The organism is Streptomyces sp. NPDC044003, assembly GCF_056435185.1.
In genome coordinates, this window is the sequence record NZ_JBWKFA010000004.1 from 36,537 (window position 1) to 53,592 (window position 17,056).

A 17,056-nucleotide genomic window follows, 5' to 3' on the forward strand; every position below is an offset into this window, starting at 1 on the left:
TCCTTCACGCGGACGCGCCAGCGGTAGGCACCGTCGCCCAGGGTGCCCTCGGGCATCTGGAGGGCGGCGTCGTGGCTGGTGTCGCTGGCGAGCTGCGGTGCAGCACGGGCTGTCCGGACGCGGTGTCGACCTCGAAGGTCACCTTGCGGCGCGGACCCGGCCGGGCGGGCTCGAGGGTGCCGGGCGGGGCGACGGACTCCAGGGTGGCGGCGAGGGTCGGGCTGCCGATGGTGACGACAAGGCCGCCGACCGGGCCGCCGACCGGGCCGCCGCAGAGCTGGAAGCAGGCGTAGGAGCCGTTGGAGATCCGGGGCGCCTCGGGGGTGGGCAGCAGCCGGTCGTCCCCGGGGGCCGCCGCCGGAGCGGGGCAGGCGGAGGCGGCGGCGAAGGCCAGCGGGGCCGCGACGGCTCCGAGGGCGCAGGCCGCGACGAGGGCGATGGTCGTCCGACGGGTTCCCTTGCGGGGCCGGGGTCGCACCTTCTACCACTCGCGTCCGACACGCAGGTCGACTCCAATCGAAGGCCTCGCCCCGGGCCGTGCGAGAGCAGCGTCGGTGGCATCGGGGCCGACCCGGACCATCAGCTCCTCGCCGGTCACGCCGACCGCCATGTTGCCGGAGTGCAGGAAGGCCAGGCCGCCGAACGTCCGCTTCTCCGTGCCGGCCGGGTCCGCACCCAGATGAGCGCGGATCCGTTCCGCCAGCCCTTCGTCGAACGCCATGGCCGTCCTCACGTTCCGTTCTGCGGCGGACTCAGCCGCCGCTCCAGGTCGCGCAGGTCGTTGACCAGCGAGGAGCACACCTTGCGCCCCGTCAGGGGAGCTGTCGGCCCATGGAGACCGGACGCGTCACCCCGTACGCGGATCCGGGCGAGCGTGCGCCTCCGTCCGGCGCCGGAGTGAAGGTGTACGTCATATGCATCGGCATCGGCCCCGCGACCGACACCGTGTCCAGCAGTAGTGGTGACTCGTACGCGGCCACCCGCTCACACGGCAGCGGGATCACCCGCTCCTCAGTCACGTCGATTCCCGTCCTCTGCCCCGTCTCCCGGACCCGGCCGCCCCACAGTCCCATGGACCCATCCCCGTCGGCGAACGGCAACCGGACCCGTGCGGGAGCCGACGTGTCCGCCCTCTCGCCGGCCGCGACGGCCTGATGGAGACGCTGGGGGCCAGAGGGCACGACCGGGCCGGCTCCACTCCCGCAGGGCAGCCCGCCCGCGCGTCCTGACGAGTGAACCCGCGCGTGTCCTGACGGGCTCAGGACGGTCGTCCCGCACAACGTGGGCAGGAAGGCCCTGAATCGGCGTGAGGACGCGACGAGATGACGACAGTAGTGGTGACCGGCGCGACCGGGAACGTCGGACGACATGTCGTGAGCGAGCTGCGCCGGCGCGGCCTCCCCCACCGCGCGCTCACCCGCAACCCGGAACGAGCCACTGCCGTACTCGGCCCCGGCGCCGACCTTGTGCAAGGCGACTTCACCGATCCCGCATCGCTCCGTGCCGCCTTCGCGGGCGCCGAGCAGGCCTTCCTCAGCTGCGCCAACGATCCGCGGCAGGTCGAGAACGCGGCCAACGCGATCGAGGCCGCAGCCACGGCCGGTGTCCGGCGGGTCATCCTGCTGTCCACGGTCGGAGCCGAGGTCGGCGCCGCCAAGACGTTCGCCGATCAACACGGCCGCATCGAGCACCACCTACGCCGGGCGGGAATCCCCTTCGTGATTCTCCGGTCCGGCTTCCTGATGTCGAACCTCCTCGGCTCACTGCCGACGATCGAGCAGGCCGGGCGGATCTACCTGCCCGCGGACGACGCCCGCGTCGCCATGATCGACCCCCGTGACGTGGCCGCCTGCGCGGTCGCGGTGCTCTCCGGCCAGAGCGGGGACGGAGAGACCCATGTGATCACCGGCCCCGAGGCCATCACCTTCACCGAGGTCGCCCGCCGGCTCTCCACCGCCCTCGGACGGACGGTGGAGTACGTCCCCGTACCCGACGAGGCAGCCCTGGCCGGCATGGTCGACGCGGGCATGCCGCCGTGGCTCGCGGAGGGAGTGGTGGGCATCTTCCAGCTGCTCCGGAAAGGCGCGAACGTCCACACCACCGACTCCGTTCTCCGGCTGACCGGGCAAGACCCACGGCCCGTCGCCGACTTCGCCCGCGACCTCATGGCACCGCTCCTGACGCGGTGACATCGCAGCGGGAGTCGGCCCTCGCGGCACAGTGGATCCCGGTACAGGGGCTCGCCGCTTGACGTGCGTCGACCTCGGCCTCTCCCGTCGCGCTCGCTCAACGGTGTCCAGTCGCGATCGGCTTGCTGAACAACCGACACCGGCCACCCCACCGACACCGGCCACCCCACCGACGCCTTGAACAACCGCCGCCGTAGACGCGCGCAGTTCCCCACGTCCCAGACGCATGGAAGGCCGCTCCCTCAGGCCTCCTCGTACTCGTCGTGGCGGCGCAGCCAGTGGGTCTCCTCGCCCTCCTCGTGACGGCCCAGCGGCGTGCGGTCGAGGAGGCCGTAGTAGGCCATGGCGGGCTCCAGGCCGCGGGCGGTGGTGACGTACGTCCGGTAGACGGTGCCCTCCGACAGCGCGTAGCAGCTCAGCCCCGGGCCCTCGGTGACGTAGCCGAGCACGTCCGTGCCGCACGCCTCCGCCATCTGGCTCACGGTCGCAGGAACCTCGCCCTGCAGGAACGGTCTCAGCTCCTCCTCCGTGTGCTGGAAGCCGAGGTCGCGGTGGAAGTCACCGCCGCCCGCGCAGACCCAGTCGAAGCTCCAGCCCATCCGCTCCCGGTAGGCGAGGAGCTTGTCGACCGGCGCTCGCGAGGAGCAGATCAGCGTCACGTCGCGGGCCTTGAGGTGAACCGCGTTGGGATCGAGGGTGTCCGCGATCGAGGAGCACACCGGGCATCCGGCCTCGTACGGCGGGCCGAACATGAAGTGGTAGACGAGCAGCTGCGAGCACCCCCCGAAGAGGTCCGCGAGCGACGCTTCACCGCCCTCGGTCTCGAAGCGGTACTCCTTCTCGACCCGTACCCAGGGAAGATCCCTCCGCTGCCGCGCGAGCTGGTCGCCGCGCCGCGTGAGTTCCTTCTCCTGCGCGAGCAGCTCCTCTCGGGCTGTCTCGAACTCCTCCTGCGTGCCGACCCTGTGCTCGCGCATCGCCTTTCCCTCCTGTGCGGGAGGAGAACACCCCATCGAGGCGGGCGGTCTCCCGCGGCGGCTGCCTCAGCGCCTGCACCGGCGTACCAGTCCGGCCCTACGTCCACCGTACGCGCGGCGGCGGACCTTCGAGAACAGCTGCGTTGCGGAGTGGAGCCCCTCGACCGCGCCCGGAGCCACCTCCGGAACGGGTCTCACACGGTGACGCCCCGGAGCACGCATGTTCTCCAGGGCATCGCCGACGAACGGGTGTCCGAGGGTCAGGTGCGAACGAGCGCCGCGGCGCCGAAGGAGACGTCGAACCGGTCGCACCAGATGCTGACGCTCGCGTACTTCGACCAGTCGAGGTCCGACGGCAGCGGGTAGTTCTGGTCTCCCTTGTTGCCCCTCAGCCTCGCGAGGTTCACGTACTGTCCGTCGTCGAAGACGTCCCAGCCCGCCTTGCCCTCGCTGACGGGCGCGTCGCTCAGCCAGACACGCACATCTGGGCCACTGCTCGTCTCCAGGCCTTCGAGACGGAGCAAGTGGGTGCCGTCCGCGAGCCGGATGATCTTCACCGTCCCGGTCGTCGCGTGCTCGTGGCTGATGAAGGTGCCCTGCGCGAGGGTGACCGGCCCCGACGGGGAGGGAGCAGCCGACGCGGACTCCTGCATACCCGTCGCCGGAGTCTCCGAGGCCGCGCTCGGGGAGGGCAGCGCCTCGTTCACCGTCTCGTCCACCCACAGGGCCCACGGCCTGAACCACACCAGTCCGGCCGCCACAACCGCCAGAGCCGCGACGGCACCCGCGGCCCACCACTGCTTCCTCGTCACGCTCCCCACGACGCCCCTCCTTCCAAGCCTTCTCACCTTCAACCGCCATCCAAGGTGGTCGAGCCCTCGTCCGACAGCCCTGGCCCGATGACGAAAGGCTTACGTCATCGACGCCGGCTGCGGGGCAGCCGTCAGCAACATCCCGGTCGTCGCCGGCATGGCGACCGCCGGAGTTCTGAAGCGGTGTCGCAAGGGAGGGGCCCCTACGACTGGTACGTACCGCAGCGGAATGGCTGGGCCCCTCGTGCGTACCTCGCCGGAGCGAAGGTGCCTCACCCGCCGACGGACGGCTTACGGTCCGGCGCTCGCTTGCGCCCCGGCCGACGCCGCACGAGCCGCAGCGCTGTCCGCCCCGTGGCACTGGCCGGTCGGGCGCCGGTGTGCTGTCCTGGAAGTGCCTTCAGGGAGGCCCCATGCGTTCCGTCACCGTGGAGAAGCAGCCGCTGCGGCCCGGGGTGTTGATGCCCGCGAGGGATCTGGCGGTGGCGTGGGGCCTGATCGCGGTGATCGCGGTGCTGGCCTGGGTGATCACGCTCGGGCAGGCCCGTGACATGGGGATCGGGCCGGGCACGATGGGGATGACTCTGGGGCTGTTCCTGCCGCTGTGGCTGGCGATGATGGCGGCGATGATGCTGCCCTCGGTGGCTCCGGTGGCGGTGACGTGGGCCAGGGGCATCGCCCGGCAGTCGAGCGGGATGAAGCGTGCGGTGCGGACCACCGAGTTCCTCGGCGGGTACCTGCTGGCGTGGACGGCGTTCGGGCTGCTGGCGTACGGCGGACTGGCGCTCACCGGCGGCCTGGTCGACCGCGACCCGCAGGCCGGGAAGTGGATCGGCGCGACGGCCTTCGCCCTGGCGGGGTTGTACCAGCTGGGGCCGCTGAAGTACGTGTGCCTTCGGCACTGCCGCAGCCCGATGGCCCAGCTGATGCGCTATGCGGGCTTCCGACCGCCGGTGCGCGACCTGCGGGTGGGGCTGCACCACGGCGGGTACTGCGTGGGCTGCTGCTGGGCCCTGATGGTGGTGCTGGTACCGCTCGGGGTGATGAACGTGGCGGCGATGGCCGCGATCGCGGTGGTGATCTTCCTGGAGAAGCTGTGGCGGCGCGGCGCGCTGCTGGCCCGGGTGACGGGCGTGGCGTTCCTGGTACTGGCCGCGCTGGCACCGTTCCAGGACTGGCTGCTGCCGGGACTGACCCCGAGCGGGATGACGACGATGTGATCGGAGGTGGTGCTGCTCGTGCCACATGGCCCGCCGGCTGCCGCAGAAGGCGGCGCTGGCGCTGGCGACACGGAACGGTACCGCGTAGGGGAACGTCACCCGGGCCCGGCTGACGGCGATGGCGGTCCCGGCGAAGATCGCCCCTCCCTGATCGACCAGGGAGAGCAGGGTGCCGACGGCCAGGGCGACCGGGGTGCACGTGGCCGGTGAGGCGTCCGGCAGGACGGTGGCGAGCAGTGGCGGAGGAGACCCCTTACGGCCTCCTCCGTGGTGTGGCGGCGCGGTTCACGCGCGCCCCTTGGGTGCTCCCGCCGCCGGCTCGCTGCTGAAGACGAAGTCGGCCTTCTCGCCGTAGGCCGGTTCGAATTCCAGGCCGAATGCGGACGAGTTTCCGCTGGTACGGCCGATCCCGTACTCGGGGGCGAAGCCGAACATAGCGTTCTTGACCGTCGTCGGCGCGTCGTCGGCGCCGAGCAGCGGCTCGTACGTCAGCCGGGTGTATCCGGCGACGCTCGCAGCCGGCTGCTCACCGTCGGTGAGCGAGACCTCGCCGCGTTCGGTGCCCAGGAATTCGCCGATGAACTGTGCGAGTTCACCCAGCATTCCGCCCTCGCTGCCGGAGAGGATCCGTCCGAGCGCGTCGGCCTGCTGGTCGCTGGCGCCGCTGTCGATGACGACCCCGACCTTCCAGTCGCCGGCCGTCAGGTGGGAGGGGAAGTGGTTGTAGAAGGCGAAGTCGACCCCGGAAAGGTCGATGTCGTCCAACCGCCCGTCGGCGATGTGGAACACCGCCGCGCCCCGGCACTCGGTGTCGCCGTGGGCGTCCCTCGGCTGGGCGTCGACACTGCAACCGCAGATCACGGCACACGAGCAGCCGGCCAGGTACTGCCCTGAGATGGTGTACGTCATGGAATCGGTTTCCTCTCGCTCGAGGACCCCGTCGCCCGGCTGCTCCGGACGACGTCCGGGGGGGTGGGTGGCTCGGTGGTGAGCGGGAGGACTGCATGGTGAGGGACTCCGCTCCGCGGGATCGGTCGGGGAGCGCCGGTACTTCCACGCTAGGCGCGCTCGACGTGACCTGTAAACCGCGCGGAGCTCTCGCCTCGTGTCTCGATCACCAGAACGTCGCCGTACGGCGGATCACGGACGCGCAGCCGTCCAGTGGGGGGCCGAGGGCGTCGTCCACGGCGCCACCGCAGGGCAGCTCAAGCCCCGGGGCGGGTACGGTACGGCGGGCAGGGCCCGCGTGGTGCCACATGGTGCTGCTCCGGATGCAGGGTGTGAGCCGGCTGGCCTCACGACCTCTTCCCCTGGGAAGCGGTGCCCCCGCGGCGCTCGCCAAGACCAGCGCGGTCACGCCGATGGGAGACCGTCAGGCCCGGTCTCCTCATCGCCTCCAGGACCAGGACGCCGAAGACGCAGAGGCGACGGTGGTGCACTTCCGCGGGCCCGGGTAGCCGACGTGGGCACGGGGACCGGGATCGCCGCCCGGGTTCTGCACGAGCGCGCCGCCGAGGCGGTGGGCGTGAACCCGGTTCCGGGATGGCGGCGCAGTTCCGGAGCGAGCTGCCCAGGATGCCGCTCGTGCGCGGGGGACGGCGACCGGCTGCCGCTGGCCGACGCCTCGCCCACCAGCGCAAAGGCGACCACGACGATGCCAAGGACGGCGCCGGCGGGCCGGGTCCCGGCGACCGCCGCCGGGACGACGGCGTCCGTACCCGGCCCGACGCCCTGCGCGACGCCCGCGGGAACGCGCAGCGCAACAGCATCCCGCTGGACAAGACCCACTGCGAGGGCGACCTCGTCGACGTGGCGACGGGGGAAGAGGATCCTGGCACAGACCGACGACGCCGACCTTGAGCAGGGCTCGGCACCGGCGGAGTCGGTCCTGTCTCTGTCCCGGATGGGTAGATCTGCCCATGCGTGGCCCATGCTCCGCGGACGATGCTGATGCCCTGATGCACAGAGAGGAGCGGCAGAGATGTCACGCATCGACGAGGATGCCGCCACCACGGCGGGTCCGATGAAGTACACCGAGGTCAACGGGGTGCGAATCGCCTACGAGGCGACAGGCGGGGGCGGTGTTCCGCTCGTGCTCGTGCACGGCAGTTGGGGGTCGCACCACAACTGGGACGCGGTCGTCCCCGGCCTGGCGGCGGGGTTCCGTGTCGTCACGTACGACCGCAGAGGGCACAGCGACAGCCAGGACGGGACCGGTCAGGGCACGTTCGCGCAGGACGTGGACGATCTCGCCGCGCTGATCGAGCGGCTCGGGCCGGGCCCCGCATGGGTCGCAGGGAACTCAGCGGGCGCGTTCATCACGTTGCGGCTGGCGGCGGCCCGCCCCGAGCTGCTGCGCGGGATCATCGTCCACGAACCGCCGCTGTTCTCCCTGATCCCGCCGGGCAGCCCGGCGGAGGCCGCGTACCAGGCCGTAGAGCGCGGGCCGCTGGCGGAGGTGGAGCACCTGATCGCCGCGGGGGACCGCACGGGCGCGGCGGAGCTGTTCGTGAACGCGGTGGCGCTCGGGCCGGGCAGCTGGGCCGGGATGCCCGAGAACATGCGGCGGACGCTCGTGACGAACGCGCCGACGTACCTCGACGAGCTGCGCTCGCCCGACGCCTGGACCGTCGACGAGACGGCGCTGGCCGGGTACGCCGGGCCGGTGCTGATCACCTCCGGGGACCGCAGCCCGGCCCTCTTCGAACCGGTGCTGACACGACTGGCGCAGCTGCTGCCGCAGGCCGAGCGGCTCGTCTTCCACGGCGCGGGCCACATTCCGCACGTGACGCATCCGGAGACGTACGTGAAGGAGCTCATGGCGTTCACCGCGCGACACGACGCACCCGAAGGCCAGGCCGTCGAGCGCATCGATGTCCAGGCACCCGACGGTACGCCGATCGCGGTGTGGGTCGAGGGTGATGGGCCGCCGCTCGTGATGGTGCACGGTTCTCTGCAGGACCACACGATCTCCGCGGCGCTCGTGGCGGAGCTGCGCAAGGACGTCACCACGTACGCCATGGACCGCAGGGGCTTCGGCGCCAGCGGTGACAGCGACGACACCTACACGATCGAGCGGGAGTTCGATGACGTGGCGGCGGTGGTCGATGCGGTCGCTGCGCGTGTCGGCGGGCCGGTGGCGCTCTGGGGCCACTCGTACGGGGCGAGCCTCGCCATGGGCGCGGCCACGCTCACGGACGACGTGGCTCGCCTGATCCTGTACGAGCCGAGTCTCGGCCTGGTCTACCCCGAGGGGTGGATCACGAGGGTCGAGCAGGCGCTCGCCGAGGGCGACGACGAGGCTGCGATCGTTCTGGCGTTCCGGGATGTTCTCGGGTTCACGGACGGACAGATCGATGCGATGCGGTCCGGCCCGGAGTGGGCGCCCCGGGTGGCCGTGGCACCCACTGTGGCCCGGGAGGCGCGGGCCGAGGAGAGCTGGGTCTACCGGCCCGGGCGGTTCGACGGGGTCGCGGCGGAGACGACGCTGCTCTCGGGGTCCGAGAGCCCCCTGTCGCTGAAGCAGGCGACGGGTACGGCGGCGGCAGCGATCCCGGGAGCCCGTGTGCACGTCCTCGTGGGACACGCGCACATCGCGCACCGGACCGACCCCGCAATGGTGGCGGGGCTCGTCCGGAAGCTCATCGCCCTGTGACCAGGGCTGTTCACCCGCGCAGCAGGTCGTGTTCCATGGCGAAGAGCGCGGCCGCAGCGCGAGTGGAGCAGCCGATCTTGTCGTAGATGTGCTGGACGTGGTGCTCGGCGGTGCGGCGCGAGATGACGAGTCGACTCGCGATCTCCTTGTTGGACAGGCCGCGGGCCAGCAGCCGGATGACGTCGGCCTCCCGCTCGGTCAGTCCGGCGGGCAGCCCGGGCCTGAGGCGCCCCGGCGTCTGCCCGGCAGCGGTGACGACTGCGCTCACGCAGTCGGCGTCGAGGCGGCCGACGGCCGCTTCCCGGGCCAGCAGGTCCGCCGCCTCGGCCGGACTGCGGGCGGGCCGGTGAGGGCGATCCTGCGTGGCGCTCTGGAACGTGTCGGCGACAGCGAGCACCCGGGCCGGCAGCTGAAGTGCCGACCTGGTGAGTCCGTGGTGGTAGCCGCTACCGTCCAGGCGTTCGTGATGGAGGCCCGCCGTTCGCCCCAGCGGTTCGAGGACGGGCGAGCAGGCCAGGATCCGCTCGGTGTGGTACGGATGCAGCCGGATCTGCTCGTGGTCGCGCCTGGTCAGCGGACCGGTCTTGTCCCAGATCCCGCTGGAGACGCCGACGCGGCCCAGGTCGTGCAGGAGGGCGGCCACCCGCAGGTCGGCGACGGCACGATCGGGAAGGCCCAGCGTCCGGGCCGCCCGGCCGGCCAGCTCGGCCACCCCGGCCGAATGCCCCAGGGTGTATGAGGCCTTGAGATCGACCATGTCCGCGAATGCCCGCGCCACCCGGTCCAACTCCTCGTGGGCGATGTACCGCACGGGCGACGGCTCGACCGCCAGGACGGCCGCCCACGGGTCCCCGGCATCGATCTCTGCGAGCAACCCGGCACCACGACGCCGGAAGACGTCGGCGACCGACGGGTCGAACCATCCCCCGGCACGCCGCTCCACCATGGCCAAGGCGGCGTCCGACCCGCCCGCGTGGTGGAACAGAACGGCCTGGGTGGCGACTTCACCGATCCGCGCCGGCAGCGAGATCTCCTCCTTCGCCAGCCGTCGCGGCGCCCCTCTGCCGTCCCACCGCTCGAACTGCTGGTACAGGCAGTTCTCCACCTCCTGCCCCAGCTCCAGCCGCCGTGCGAGCAGCGAGCCGGCCTCACAGACGGACTGAAAGATCATCCTTCCGTGCCGCAGGTCGCCCACCGCACCCCGTACGACCAGGGCCGGCCTGCGCAGCCCCGTCCCCCGCCCCGTGCCGAGCGTCAGTGCCAGCACCTCCTCGGCGCGGCCGAAGTCCGCCTGCTCGGCGGCCGATCGTGACACCAACTCGTCGCCCCCGTACAGACGAGCCTCGACGGACGCGGTGGCGGTACAGCCGAGATGCTTCAGCAGCGAGGCCAGGTAGACGTCCCGGACCTGCTCCTCGGGCAGCCGCAGCGCCCGCGCGAGACCGGTCGCCAGCAGGCACGAGCGGACCGCCTTCTCCGGCGGCTGCCCCATCCCCAGATCGGTGGCAACCGACAGGGCGGCCAGCAGGTCGGCCAGACGAAGCCGGTCCCGCATCGGCACTCCTCAGTCCCCAGGCCCACGATCATTTTCCCACCGGGCCCGGCCGGGCGCCCCGCGGGCGCTTCGGTCGTCTCCTCGCGGTGGCCGAGGGAGCGACCGGGGGCGCCCCGGCCGTCCCGGGGTGGTCACGGCTGATGTCGTCGAGGTGGTGGGCAGCCGAGCGCCTCACGTACTCGGACGACGCGCGGTCGGCGCCGGCCGTCCTGAGGCCGCCCGGCCGCGAAGGCGTGCCGCTCTCCGTCGTGGCCCGAACCGAGCGACCCGGCCGGGTAGCTCGGCCGCGCCACGCACACCGGCCTCGGTCGGGTCTCCACGTTCGCCGAGCATCACACGACTGAACTCGAAGACAGCACGAAGGTCCACTGCGTCCCCGACGTCTCACGCGGACACCTCCGCCAACTGGGCACGCTCTGCCGCCAGTTGAAGGTCACGAGCTGACACGTGACGCACACGGCGCAACCGCTCCTCCTCTCCGAGCCCCGACCTGGGCGTCACCGGCTCGTCGCGGGTGGACTGGGTGAGGTCGTCGCGGCGGACGCGGAGTCGGTCGCCCCTGGCTGGGGTGACCGTCCACATCACCGGAGCGTCGGGGAGGCGGTGGCCGGAGCGGTCGCTGCGGGCGCTGGGTGCCCTCGCCGAGGCCCTGCCGACCGCGCATGTGGCGGGTCTGGTGCACCGGGACGTGAAACCGGGCAGCGTCCGCTCGGCGCCGACAGGCCCGCCTGATCGGCTTCGGGAGCGCGGGGCCGTCGGAAGCCACGGCGCTCACCGCGGACGGCTCCGTCGTCGGCTCCCCCCGGATGCCCTTCCCCCGAACGGGCGCGGGGTAGGGAGGTGGGGCCGGTGAGCGATGTGGCCGAAGGCCTCGCAGGGCCGCCCGTCGCTCGCAGAGGTCGGCGAGGCCACGGTTCGATGCGCACGGCCGGCACCCTCCGGGTGTTCCCGCACTCGTCGCCCCGGCGCGCGACCCGGGTCTCGACCTGCAGGTTCCGGTGCGGACCGAAACGCGAGGCCGGGCGGACCGCCCGCCCGGAGCGTGCCGCGGAAGCCTGCTGGGGCGTCATCGATGACCGTCGTACGGCGGCAAGTGGCAGGTGGAGACCAGGGCCTTCACCCCTCCAGTACTTGATGGCCGGTACTCAACCGCCGCCATCGGGTACCGATTGGCGGGCGGCGTTCCCGAGGGTGGTTGCGCTGGGTGCGACCGTGTCCCCACCGCTCCATCGGGCGAGCGTTACTGAGGTGACGTCAGTTGCTCGTCTCTTCTTCGGTGCGTGCGCAGGTGACTGTTCCGACGATCGCCCGTAGCGCTTGGACCACCGTGGGCCAGGCAGCCGAGTCCGGGTCCATGACATCGAAGTGGCTGCCGCCGGCTACCGGGCGGAGCGTCGCTCCGACCGCATCTGCGTAGCGACGGGCCACCGCAAGAGGCAAGGCCTCGTCGGCGGTGCCGTGAACGAGGACCGTGCGGCCGGCCGGGGTTCCGAGGGCCGCGGGGTCGGCTGCGGCGTAGCGGTCCGGGACCTCGGTGCGCCCGCCGCCGAGGAAGGCGGCGACCGCGCCCCGGCCGCTGCCGAGTTCGTCGGCGAAGGCGACGTCGGCAGTGGGGGCGAGGGCCAGGACACCGAGGATCCCGGGTGGGGTGTCCGTGCGGCCTGGGGCCCCGTTGGGCAGGCGGTGGCGGGCAGCGGCCCAGAGGGCGAGGTGGCCGCCGGCGGAGTGGCCGGCGTACGCGACGCGCGACGGGTCGATCCGGCCGGGCGCTGCCTCGGATGCGAGGTACGGCAGTTGGTCAACGGCTCGGGCGGTGTCGGTGAGGGTGGTCGGCCAGCCGCCGCCGGCGCCCACGCGGCGGTACTCGACACTGGCGACCGCGCAGCCCGTTTCCCGTCCGCCGACTGCCTGCTGCGCGACGTGGACTTCGCCGGCGCGACCCTGACGGGTGTCACCTTCCCGGGAACGCCCCTGGACCAGGTCGACTTCACCAAGGCCACCCTCGCCCGGGTCGACCTGCGCGAGGCGACCGCACTGGGCATCACCTCCGGCATCGAAGCACTCAATGGCGCCACCATCAGCACCTCCAGCTCTTCGACCTCGCACCCGCCTCGCCCGGCACATCGGCCTCACCGTGCAGGACAGCTGATTCGGCGACGCGCTGCGGGCAGAGTGCGGCGGCATTCGGTCCAACGACCTGGGGCCGTCCCGGAGCGCACAAATTGAGGCCGGGGCAGCGGCGGTTCCGCCGTCGTCCCAGCCTTGCGCCCCTCGGATCAGCCGATGGCCCAAGCAAGTGCCTGGTCGCGTGGCGTGAGGGGGAAGGTCTTCGTCGCGCCGGGGGTCATCCAGCCGAAGAGCGACGTCACGTGGGCCATCCAGTCGATGCCGGTGACCAGGACGATGCGTTTCCAAGCGCGCAGGCGCTCGACGCCGACCTTGCCGTCTTCCCAGAGCGCCCCACCGCTCATGCCGTCGAAGTCACCTACGAAGAGGAGGAAGCGGACTTCGCCCGCTGTGGCTGCTTCGGTGAGCGCGGGCAGGACAGTGTCCCGGTAGTCCTCGGCGGAGATCTTCCCGGACGCCTCGAATCCGACGACGCCGTTCGGCGGGTCTTCGAGCTGACTGATCACATGGTCCCCCGACGGGTGGGGGCGGCTTCCGTCCTGTCCCGAGCCCTTCCGCCTCGCTCCGGGACGACCGCCCCTGCCCGCCGGGACCTCCCTCTTCGACGACGGGCTGCCGACGCGAGACGACCGAGGCCGTGTACGGGCAACTGGACCGGATCTCCCTCCTGCAGACCGACAAGCCCTCCACCCCGCGGGTGACCGGGTCGTAGACCGCGTAGAGGCAGGTGGCGGTGACCGGCGCGCCTGGCTCGCCCGCGACGGAGGCGGCGACCTTGTCGAGGCAGGTGGGCAGCTCCTCCGACGCAAAGTCCCGCATCGCGAGCGCCAGCGAGAACTGGGCTCCTTCTGGAGGACCAAGGGGGCTTGGGCACGAGTCGCATCAGTTCGGAAGCCTCGTCCTGAGCGAGGCGCGCGCCGGCCGTACGGCGCGAAGCCTTCGTGCTCGCCTGCGGTGTGATCCGTGAACCGGACTGCGAGAGATCAGGGCCCTGGGAGGTGGCCTGCTGAGCACCCGCCGGTGTCGTACTCGCCGAAGAGCTCGGCTTCTTCCAGAGCGGTGAAGTCCGTTGTCCGGTGGGGGCGTCGCCTTCTCCGGCGTCCGTCCTGGCCGCCGCCGGGATCACGACCTACCGAGCGGGCAGCGGCCGTCAATGTGCGGGCGGCTGCATCCAGGCGTCCGGGCCTGGGTCGCCGCCTTCGGCCCGGACCGCCAGCCGGCCGACGTAGTGCTGCCAGCCCTCGGCGTGCGCGGCGCAGGCTTCGGGAGACGGGAGTCCGCTGTGGACGAGCCGCAGCAGTGTGCCGCCGACGGCGGGTTCCAGGGTGATCTCCACGGTGCTGGAGCCGGGCGGGACGGGCATGGGGCCGCTCTCCCAGCCCCAGGTGAAGACGAGCCGCTTGGGCGGGTCGATGGCGATGAAGCGGCCGGTGGCGGTGTTCTCGCCGGTGACCCGGGTGCGGTAGGAACCGCCGGGCTCGAATGAGAAGGTGCCGTCGGCACCCATCCAGGACAGCCACTTCTCGCGGTCGGTGAAGAACGCGAAGACGGTCTCGGGGCGGGCTGCGATGTGCCGCTCCACGACCACGGTGCCGACGGGCTTCGAGGGGGTCGTCATGAGGGGGTCTGGTTCCGTTCGGCTTCTTCGGCGAGCCGGGCCAGGGTGTCGAGTTTCGTGGCCCACATGGCCTGAAGGTACTCGGCGAGCGGGCCCAGCGCCGCCCGGTCGGCCCGGTAGAACCGCTTGGTCCCCTCCTTGCGCAGCGTCACCAGGCCGGTGTCGCGCAGCACCTTGAGGTGCTGGGAGACGGCGCCGAAGGTGACCTCGAAGCAGCCGGCGATGTCGCCCGCGGACAGCTCGTCGTCCCAGATCAGCCGAAGGATCTCGCGCCGCCTGGGTTCGGCTATCACCTGTACCGCGTCCACGCTCCGAATTTTAGTCCAGGCTTCAGCTTGTCGCCCATGAGGGGCTTATTTTAGTCTTGACTCAAATAAATCCCCCACGGGTCCCACCGGCACCACCAGGAGCACGCCATGACCGCCGTCACCTACGAGACCGACATCGCCGCCGACCGCTCCCGCGTCCTGGAGGCGCTCGACACCCACGACGGGCTCACCGGCTGGTGGACCGACGACGTCAACCGCAAGGGCGAGGTCCTGTTCTTCAACTTCCCCGGCGTCCCCGAGCCCTTCCGGCTCCACCGCGACCGGGCCGACGAGGACCGCGTCGTGTGGGTGAACGCGGGCGCCTTCCCGCCCCACTGGGCGGGCACCACCATCACCTGGGAGCTGACCGGGACCCCCGAGGGCACCCGTGTGGCCTTCTCCCACTCCGGCTTCCCGGCCGGCGAGGCCGAGATCCCGATGATCACCGAGACCTGGGGCATCCTCATGACCCGACTCAAGGACTACGCCGAGACGGGCATCCCGAACCCGTTCTTCACCGTCTGAGGGGCCCACGATGCAGGTCGACGTCCTGACCGAGACCGTGATCACCGTCCCGTGCGAGCGGGTCGCCGCCTACGCGGCCGACCCCTCGCACGCGCCGGAGCGAACATCGCGTCGGTCGAGTGGCAGACCCCACCCCCCGTCGTGATCGGGTCGCGGATGGCGTTCGTCGCCGGCTTCCTCGGCCGACGTCTGGCCTACACGTACGAGGTCACCGCGTACGAGCCGGGGCGCCGCCTGGTCATGGGGACCGCCGAAGGCCCCTTCCCCATGGAGACCACGTACACCTGGGAGCCCTGCGGGAGGGCCTGGAACCACACCCGCATGACCCTGCGCAACAGGGGCGAGCCCAGCGGCTTCGCCTCCCTCGCGGCACCCGTCGTGGCAGCGGCCATGCGGCGCGCCCAGCGCAAGGACCTCGCGCGGCTCAAGGCCCTGCTCGAGGAGCGCACCGCAGCTTCGGAGTGATGTCCGGATCGTGCACCCGGCTGCTCGCGGCCGGTCTCGGCGACTGCCTCCGCCGCCTCGCGCCCCGGGCGTGCGAGGCCCTCGACCGAGCTGGCGCACTCCGGCTCGATCGGCACGGGCTATTTCGGCGGAAGGGTCTCTGCAAAGGCGATCGACTCCGTCACCCAGTGCCGCAGGACGGAGTCCTCCGCGAGCCCCGGGCCCGAGACCGTCACCCAACCGCGCATCGGACGGCCGGTGAAGTCCATGGGCCGGGCTTCGGGCCGGGCGAGCGCCTCCTCACTCCGGTCCGTGCCCACCCGGGCGATGAGCTCGTCGCCCACCACGCCCACGGTCATGTTGCCGCCCAGCAGGAAGGACAGCCCGCCGAACATCCGCTTCTCGGTGATGTCCGGCCTTTCGCCGAGCTGCTCCCTGATCCGCTGGGCCAGGCCTTCGTCGTACGTCATGCGCCCACTGTCCCGCAGGGGGTCGTGATCCGCCCGACGGAGCGCCGGTACCGAAAAGAACGGAGCGCCGGTACCGAAAAGAGGTGTCCCCTCTCCCCGTACCCTCGCCCACCCTCCGGCGGTGTGCCCGCCCGACAGGTCTCTCAGCAGCACGGGTGCCGGGCCGGCCGCGGTCGGCGTCGGGTCACCACTGGGGGATGAGCGGCGCGTCCGGTTCGTGCTGCCGCCAGGCGTCGACGAGACGGGCAAGGCGGTTGGGGGCGGCGATGCCGTACATGGTTGCGATCTTGCCGTTGATGATGTCGAACATCGTGGAGCCGACGACCTGGTCGCCGACCACGAAGAGGATCGCCGGGGCCCCGTTGACGAGCGCGTAGTGGATGGCAGGAGCGCCGCCGGCCAGTCGCCTCTTCGCGGGTGAGGGCTTGAAGCCGGCCCGCACGACGGCGGCGATGCGCTGCGGAGTGTCGTACCGCAGCAGCGTCGTGGCCAGACCGCCGGCGCCGTCGGAGCTCGCGGTCGCGTCGTCGGTGAGCAGCGCCACCAGCCGTTCGGTGCTGCCCGAGGAGGCAGCGGCGAGGAATTCCTCGATGATCCTGCGGGCGGACGCTGGGTCGACTTCGCCGCCGCCGCGGCGCGCGGCGGTGATGCGGCGCCGGGCCCGGTGGAGGTGCTGCTGGCTCGCGGACTCGGTGATGTCGAGGATCTCGGCGATCTCGGCGTGGCTGTAGGAGAACGCTTCGCGCAGGACGTAGACGGCCCGCTCGAGGGGTGACAGACGCTCCATGAGAGTGAGCACGGCCAGGGAGACCGATTCACGCTGCTCGAAGGTGTCGGCAGGGCCGAGCATGGGGTCGCCGTCGAGAAGCGGTTCGGGCAGCCAGGCACCGGCGGTGCGTTCGCGGCGGGCCTGTGCGGAGCGGAGGCGGTCGAGGCACAGGTTGGTGACGACCTTGGTCAGCCATGCCTCCGGCACGTTGATCCGCTGCCGGTCGGCGGCCTGCCAGTGCAGGAAGGCGTCCTGCACGGCGTCCTCGGCGTCGGCGGCGGAGCCGAGCAGCCGGTACGCCAGCGAGGCCAGCCGGCTCCGACTGGCCTCGAACCGACCGGTGTCGAAGCGATCAGTTGCGGTGGTGTCCACGCGGACACCCTAAGC

Annotated in this window: 18 protein-coding genes and 1 pseudogene; 7 read left to right on the forward strand and 12 right to left on the reverse strand. The window is 71.8% G+C overall.

Annotation, left to right across the window (positions count from 1 at the left end; all coding sequences use genetic code 11):
- Window positions 1–4: 4 nt before the first annotated feature.
- On the reverse strand, window positions 5–478 hold the full coding sequence (locus tag AC07AW_RS17285; RefSeq protein WP_478816314.1) for a hypothetical protein: 474 nt from the start codon (window positions 476–478) through the stop codon (window positions 5–7).
- Window positions 479–481: 3 nt separating this feature from the next.
- Window positions 482–721, reverse strand: a complete 240-nt coding sequence (locus tag AC07AW_RS17290; RefSeq protein ID WP_478816315.1) for a TfoX/Sxy family protein — start codon at window positions 719–721, stop codon at window positions 482–484.
- 601 nt (window positions 722–1,322) lie between these two features.
- Between AC07AW_RS17290 and AC07AW_RS17295 the strand changes: the two genes are divergently transcribed.
- Complete coding sequence (locus AC07AW_RS17295; RefSeq protein WP_478816316.1) at window positions 1,323–2,189, forward strand: SDR family oxidoreductase; 867 nt, start codon at window positions 1,323–1,325, stop codon at window positions 2,187–2,189.
- A gap of 242 nt (window positions 2,190–2,431) precedes the next feature.
- Here AC07AW_RS17295 and AC07AW_RS17300 read toward each other — a convergent pair whose 3' ends face one another.
- Both AC07AW_RS17300 and AC07AW_RS17305 read right to left on the reverse strand, forming a co-directional pair.
- Window positions 2,432–3,166, reverse strand: a complete 735-nt coding sequence (locus AC07AW_RS17300) for a DUF899 domain-containing protein (RefSeq protein ID WP_478816317.1) — start codon at window positions 3,164–3,166, stop codon at window positions 2,432–2,434.
- A gap of 260 nt (window positions 3,167–3,426) precedes the next feature.
- The gene (locus tag AC07AW_RS17305) at window positions 3,427–3,987 is read right to left on the reverse strand and encodes a DM13 domain-containing protein (RefSeq protein ID WP_478816318.1); all 561 of its coding nucleotides are present in this window, start codon (window positions 3,985–3,987) and stop codon (window positions 3,427–3,429) included.
- Window positions 3,988–4,391: 404 nt separating this feature from the next.
- Between AC07AW_RS17305 and AC07AW_RS17310 the strand changes: the two genes are divergently transcribed.
- A complete protein-coding gene (locus AC07AW_RS17310; RefSeq protein WP_478816319.1) occupies window positions 4,392–5,198 on the forward strand; it encodes a DUF2182 domain-containing protein in 807 nt (268 codons plus the stop codon).
- A gap of 285 nt (window positions 5,199–5,483) precedes the next feature.
- On the opposite strand, the gene AC07AW_RS17315 is transcribed toward AC07AW_RS17310, so the two are convergent.
- Window positions 5,484–6,107 (reverse strand): DUF1326 domain-containing protein, encoded by a 624-nt coding sequence (locus AC07AW_RS17315; protein ID WP_478816320.1) that lies wholly within the window; start codon window positions 6,105–6,107, stop codon window positions 5,484–5,486.
- A gap of 711 nt (window positions 6,108–6,818) precedes the next feature.
- Here AC07AW_RS17315 and AC07AW_RS17320 point away from each other — a divergent pair.
- Window positions 6,819–7,056 (forward strand): annotated as a pseudogene (locus tag AC07AW_RS17320) (hypothetical protein); the annotation flags it as partial.
- A 123-nt stretch (window positions 7,057–7,179) separates the two neighbouring features.
- Entirely contained in the window at window positions 7,180–8,853 is a 1,674-nt protein-coding gene (locus tag AC07AW_RS17325; RefSeq protein WP_478816321.1) for an alpha/beta fold hydrolase, read from the forward strand.
- Between the two features lie 10 nt (window positions 8,854–8,863).
- On the opposite strand, the gene AC07AW_RS17330 is transcribed toward AC07AW_RS17325, so the two are convergent.
- Window positions 8,864–10,408 (reverse strand): HD domain-containing phosphohydrolase, encoded by a 1,545-nt coding sequence (locus AC07AW_RS17330; protein ID WP_478816322.1) that lies wholly within the window; start codon window positions 10,406–10,408, stop codon window positions 8,864–8,866.
- A gap of 1,254 nt (window positions 10,409–11,662) precedes the next feature.
- Window positions 11,663–12,388, reverse strand: coding sequence for an alpha/beta hydrolase (locus AC07AW_RS17335; RefSeq protein WP_478816888.1), 726 nt, complete (start codon window positions 12,386–12,388; stop codon window positions 11,663–11,665).
- Here AC07AW_RS17335 and AC07AW_RS17340 point away from each other — a divergent pair.
- On the forward strand, window positions 12,329–12,634 hold the full coding sequence (locus AC07AW_RS17340; protein ID WP_478816889.1) for a pentapeptide repeat-containing protein: 306 nt from the start codon (window positions 12,329–12,331) through the stop codon (window positions 12,632–12,634). The genes AC07AW_RS17335 and AC07AW_RS17340 overlap by 60 nt on opposite strands.
- 50 nt (window positions 12,635–12,684) lie before the next feature.
- On the opposite strand, the gene AC07AW_RS17345 is transcribed toward AC07AW_RS17340, so the two are convergent.
- The 3 genes from AC07AW_RS17345 to AC07AW_RS17355 form a co-directional block, all read right to left on the reverse strand.
- The gene (locus tag AC07AW_RS17345) at window positions 12,685–13,041 is read right to left on the reverse strand and encodes a SpoIIAA family protein (RefSeq protein WP_478816323.1); all 357 of its coding nucleotides are present in this window, start codon (window positions 13,039–13,041) and stop codon (window positions 12,685–12,687) included.
- Between the two features lie 644 nt (window positions 13,042–13,685).
- On the reverse strand, window positions 13,686–14,153 hold the full coding sequence (locus AC07AW_RS17350; RefSeq protein ID WP_478816324.1) for an SRPBCC family protein: 468 nt from the start codon (window positions 14,151–14,153) through the stop codon (window positions 13,686–13,688).
- Window positions 14,150–14,461 (reverse strand): ArsR/SmtB family transcription factor, encoded by a 312-nt coding sequence (locus tag AC07AW_RS17355; RefSeq protein WP_478816325.1) that lies wholly within the window; start codon window positions 14,459–14,461, stop codon window positions 14,150–14,152. The genes AC07AW_RS17350 and AC07AW_RS17355 overlap by 4 nt, the downstream gene beginning before the upstream one ends.
- A 108-nt stretch (window positions 14,462–14,569) precedes the next feature.
- Between AC07AW_RS17355 and AC07AW_RS17360 the strand changes: the two genes are divergently transcribed.
- Together AC07AW_RS17360 and AC07AW_RS17365 are read left to right on the forward strand one after the other, a co-directional pair.
- A complete protein-coding gene (locus tag AC07AW_RS17360) occupies window positions 14,570–14,986 on the forward strand; it encodes an SRPBCC family protein (RefSeq protein ID WP_478816326.1) in 417 nt (138 codons plus the stop codon).
- Window positions 14,987–15,037: 51 nt separating this feature from the next.
- The gene (locus AC07AW_RS17365) at window positions 15,038–15,451 is read left to right on the forward strand and encodes an SRPBCC family protein (RefSeq protein ID WP_478816327.1); all 414 of its coding nucleotides are present in this window, start codon (window positions 15,038–15,040) and stop codon (window positions 15,449–15,451) included.
- Between the two features lie 119 nt (window positions 15,452–15,570).
- Here the strand turns inward: AC07AW_RS17365 and AC07AW_RS17370 are convergent, their stop codons facing one another.
- Both AC07AW_RS17370 and AC07AW_RS17375 read right to left on the reverse strand, forming a co-directional pair.
- The gene (locus AC07AW_RS17370) at window positions 15,571–15,900 is read right to left on the reverse strand and encodes a TfoX/Sxy family protein (protein WP_478816328.1); all 330 of its coding nucleotides are present in this window, start codon (window positions 15,898–15,900) and stop codon (window positions 15,571–15,573) included.
- A gap of 184 nt (window positions 15,901–16,084) precedes the next feature.
- Window positions 16,085–17,041: a sigma-70 family RNA polymerase sigma factor gene (locus tag AC07AW_RS17375; protein ID WP_478816329.1), complete on the reverse strand. Its 957-nt coding sequence runs from the start codon at window positions 17,039–17,041 to the stop codon at window positions 16,085–16,087.
- Between the last annotated feature and the right edge of the window lie 15 nt (window positions 17,042–17,056).

Excerpts from the sequence above, each read along its gene's own strand:
- AC07AW_RS17360 (WP_478816326.1), top strand. The coding sequence starts at position 14,570 with ATGACCGCCGTCACCTACGAGACCGACATCGCCGCCGACCGCTCCCGC.
- AC07AW_RS17300 (WP_478816317.1), bottom strand. The coding sequence starts at position 3,166 with ATGCGCGAGCACAGGGTCGGCACGCAGGAGGAGTTCGAGACAGCCCGA.
- AC07AW_RS17325 (WP_478816321.1), top strand. The coding sequence starts at position 7,180 with ATGTCACGCATCGACGAGGATGCCGCCACCACGGCGGGTCCGATGAAG.
- AC07AW_RS17315 (WP_478816320.1), bottom strand. The coding sequence starts at position 6,107 with ATGACGTACACCATCTCAGGGCAGTACCTGGCCGGCTGCTCGTGTGCC.
- AC07AW_RS17290 (WP_478816315.1), bottom strand. The coding sequence starts at position 721 with ATGGCGTTCGACGAAGGGCTGGCGGAACGGATCCGCGCTCATCTGGGT.
- AC07AW_RS17330 (WP_478816322.1), bottom strand. The coding sequence starts at position 10,408 with ATGCGGGACCGGCTTCGTCTGGCCGACCTGCTGGCCGCCCTGTCGGTT.
- AC07AW_RS17350 (WP_478816324.1), bottom strand. The coding sequence starts at position 14,153 with ATGACGACCCCCTCGAAGCCCGTCGGCACCGTGGTCGTGGAGCGGCAC.
- AC07AW_RS17310 (WP_478816319.1), top strand. The coding sequence starts at position 4,392 with ATGCGTTCCGTCACCGTGGAGAAGCAGCCGCTGCGGCCCGGGGTGTTG.
- AC07AW_RS17295 (WP_478816316.1), top strand. The coding sequence starts at position 1,323 with ATGACGACAGTAGTGGTGACCGGCGCGACCGGGAACGTCGGACGACAT.
- AC07AW_RS17370 (WP_478816328.1), bottom strand. The coding sequence starts at position 15,900 with ATGACGTACGACGAAGGCCTGGCCCAGCGGATCAGGGAGCAGCTCGGC.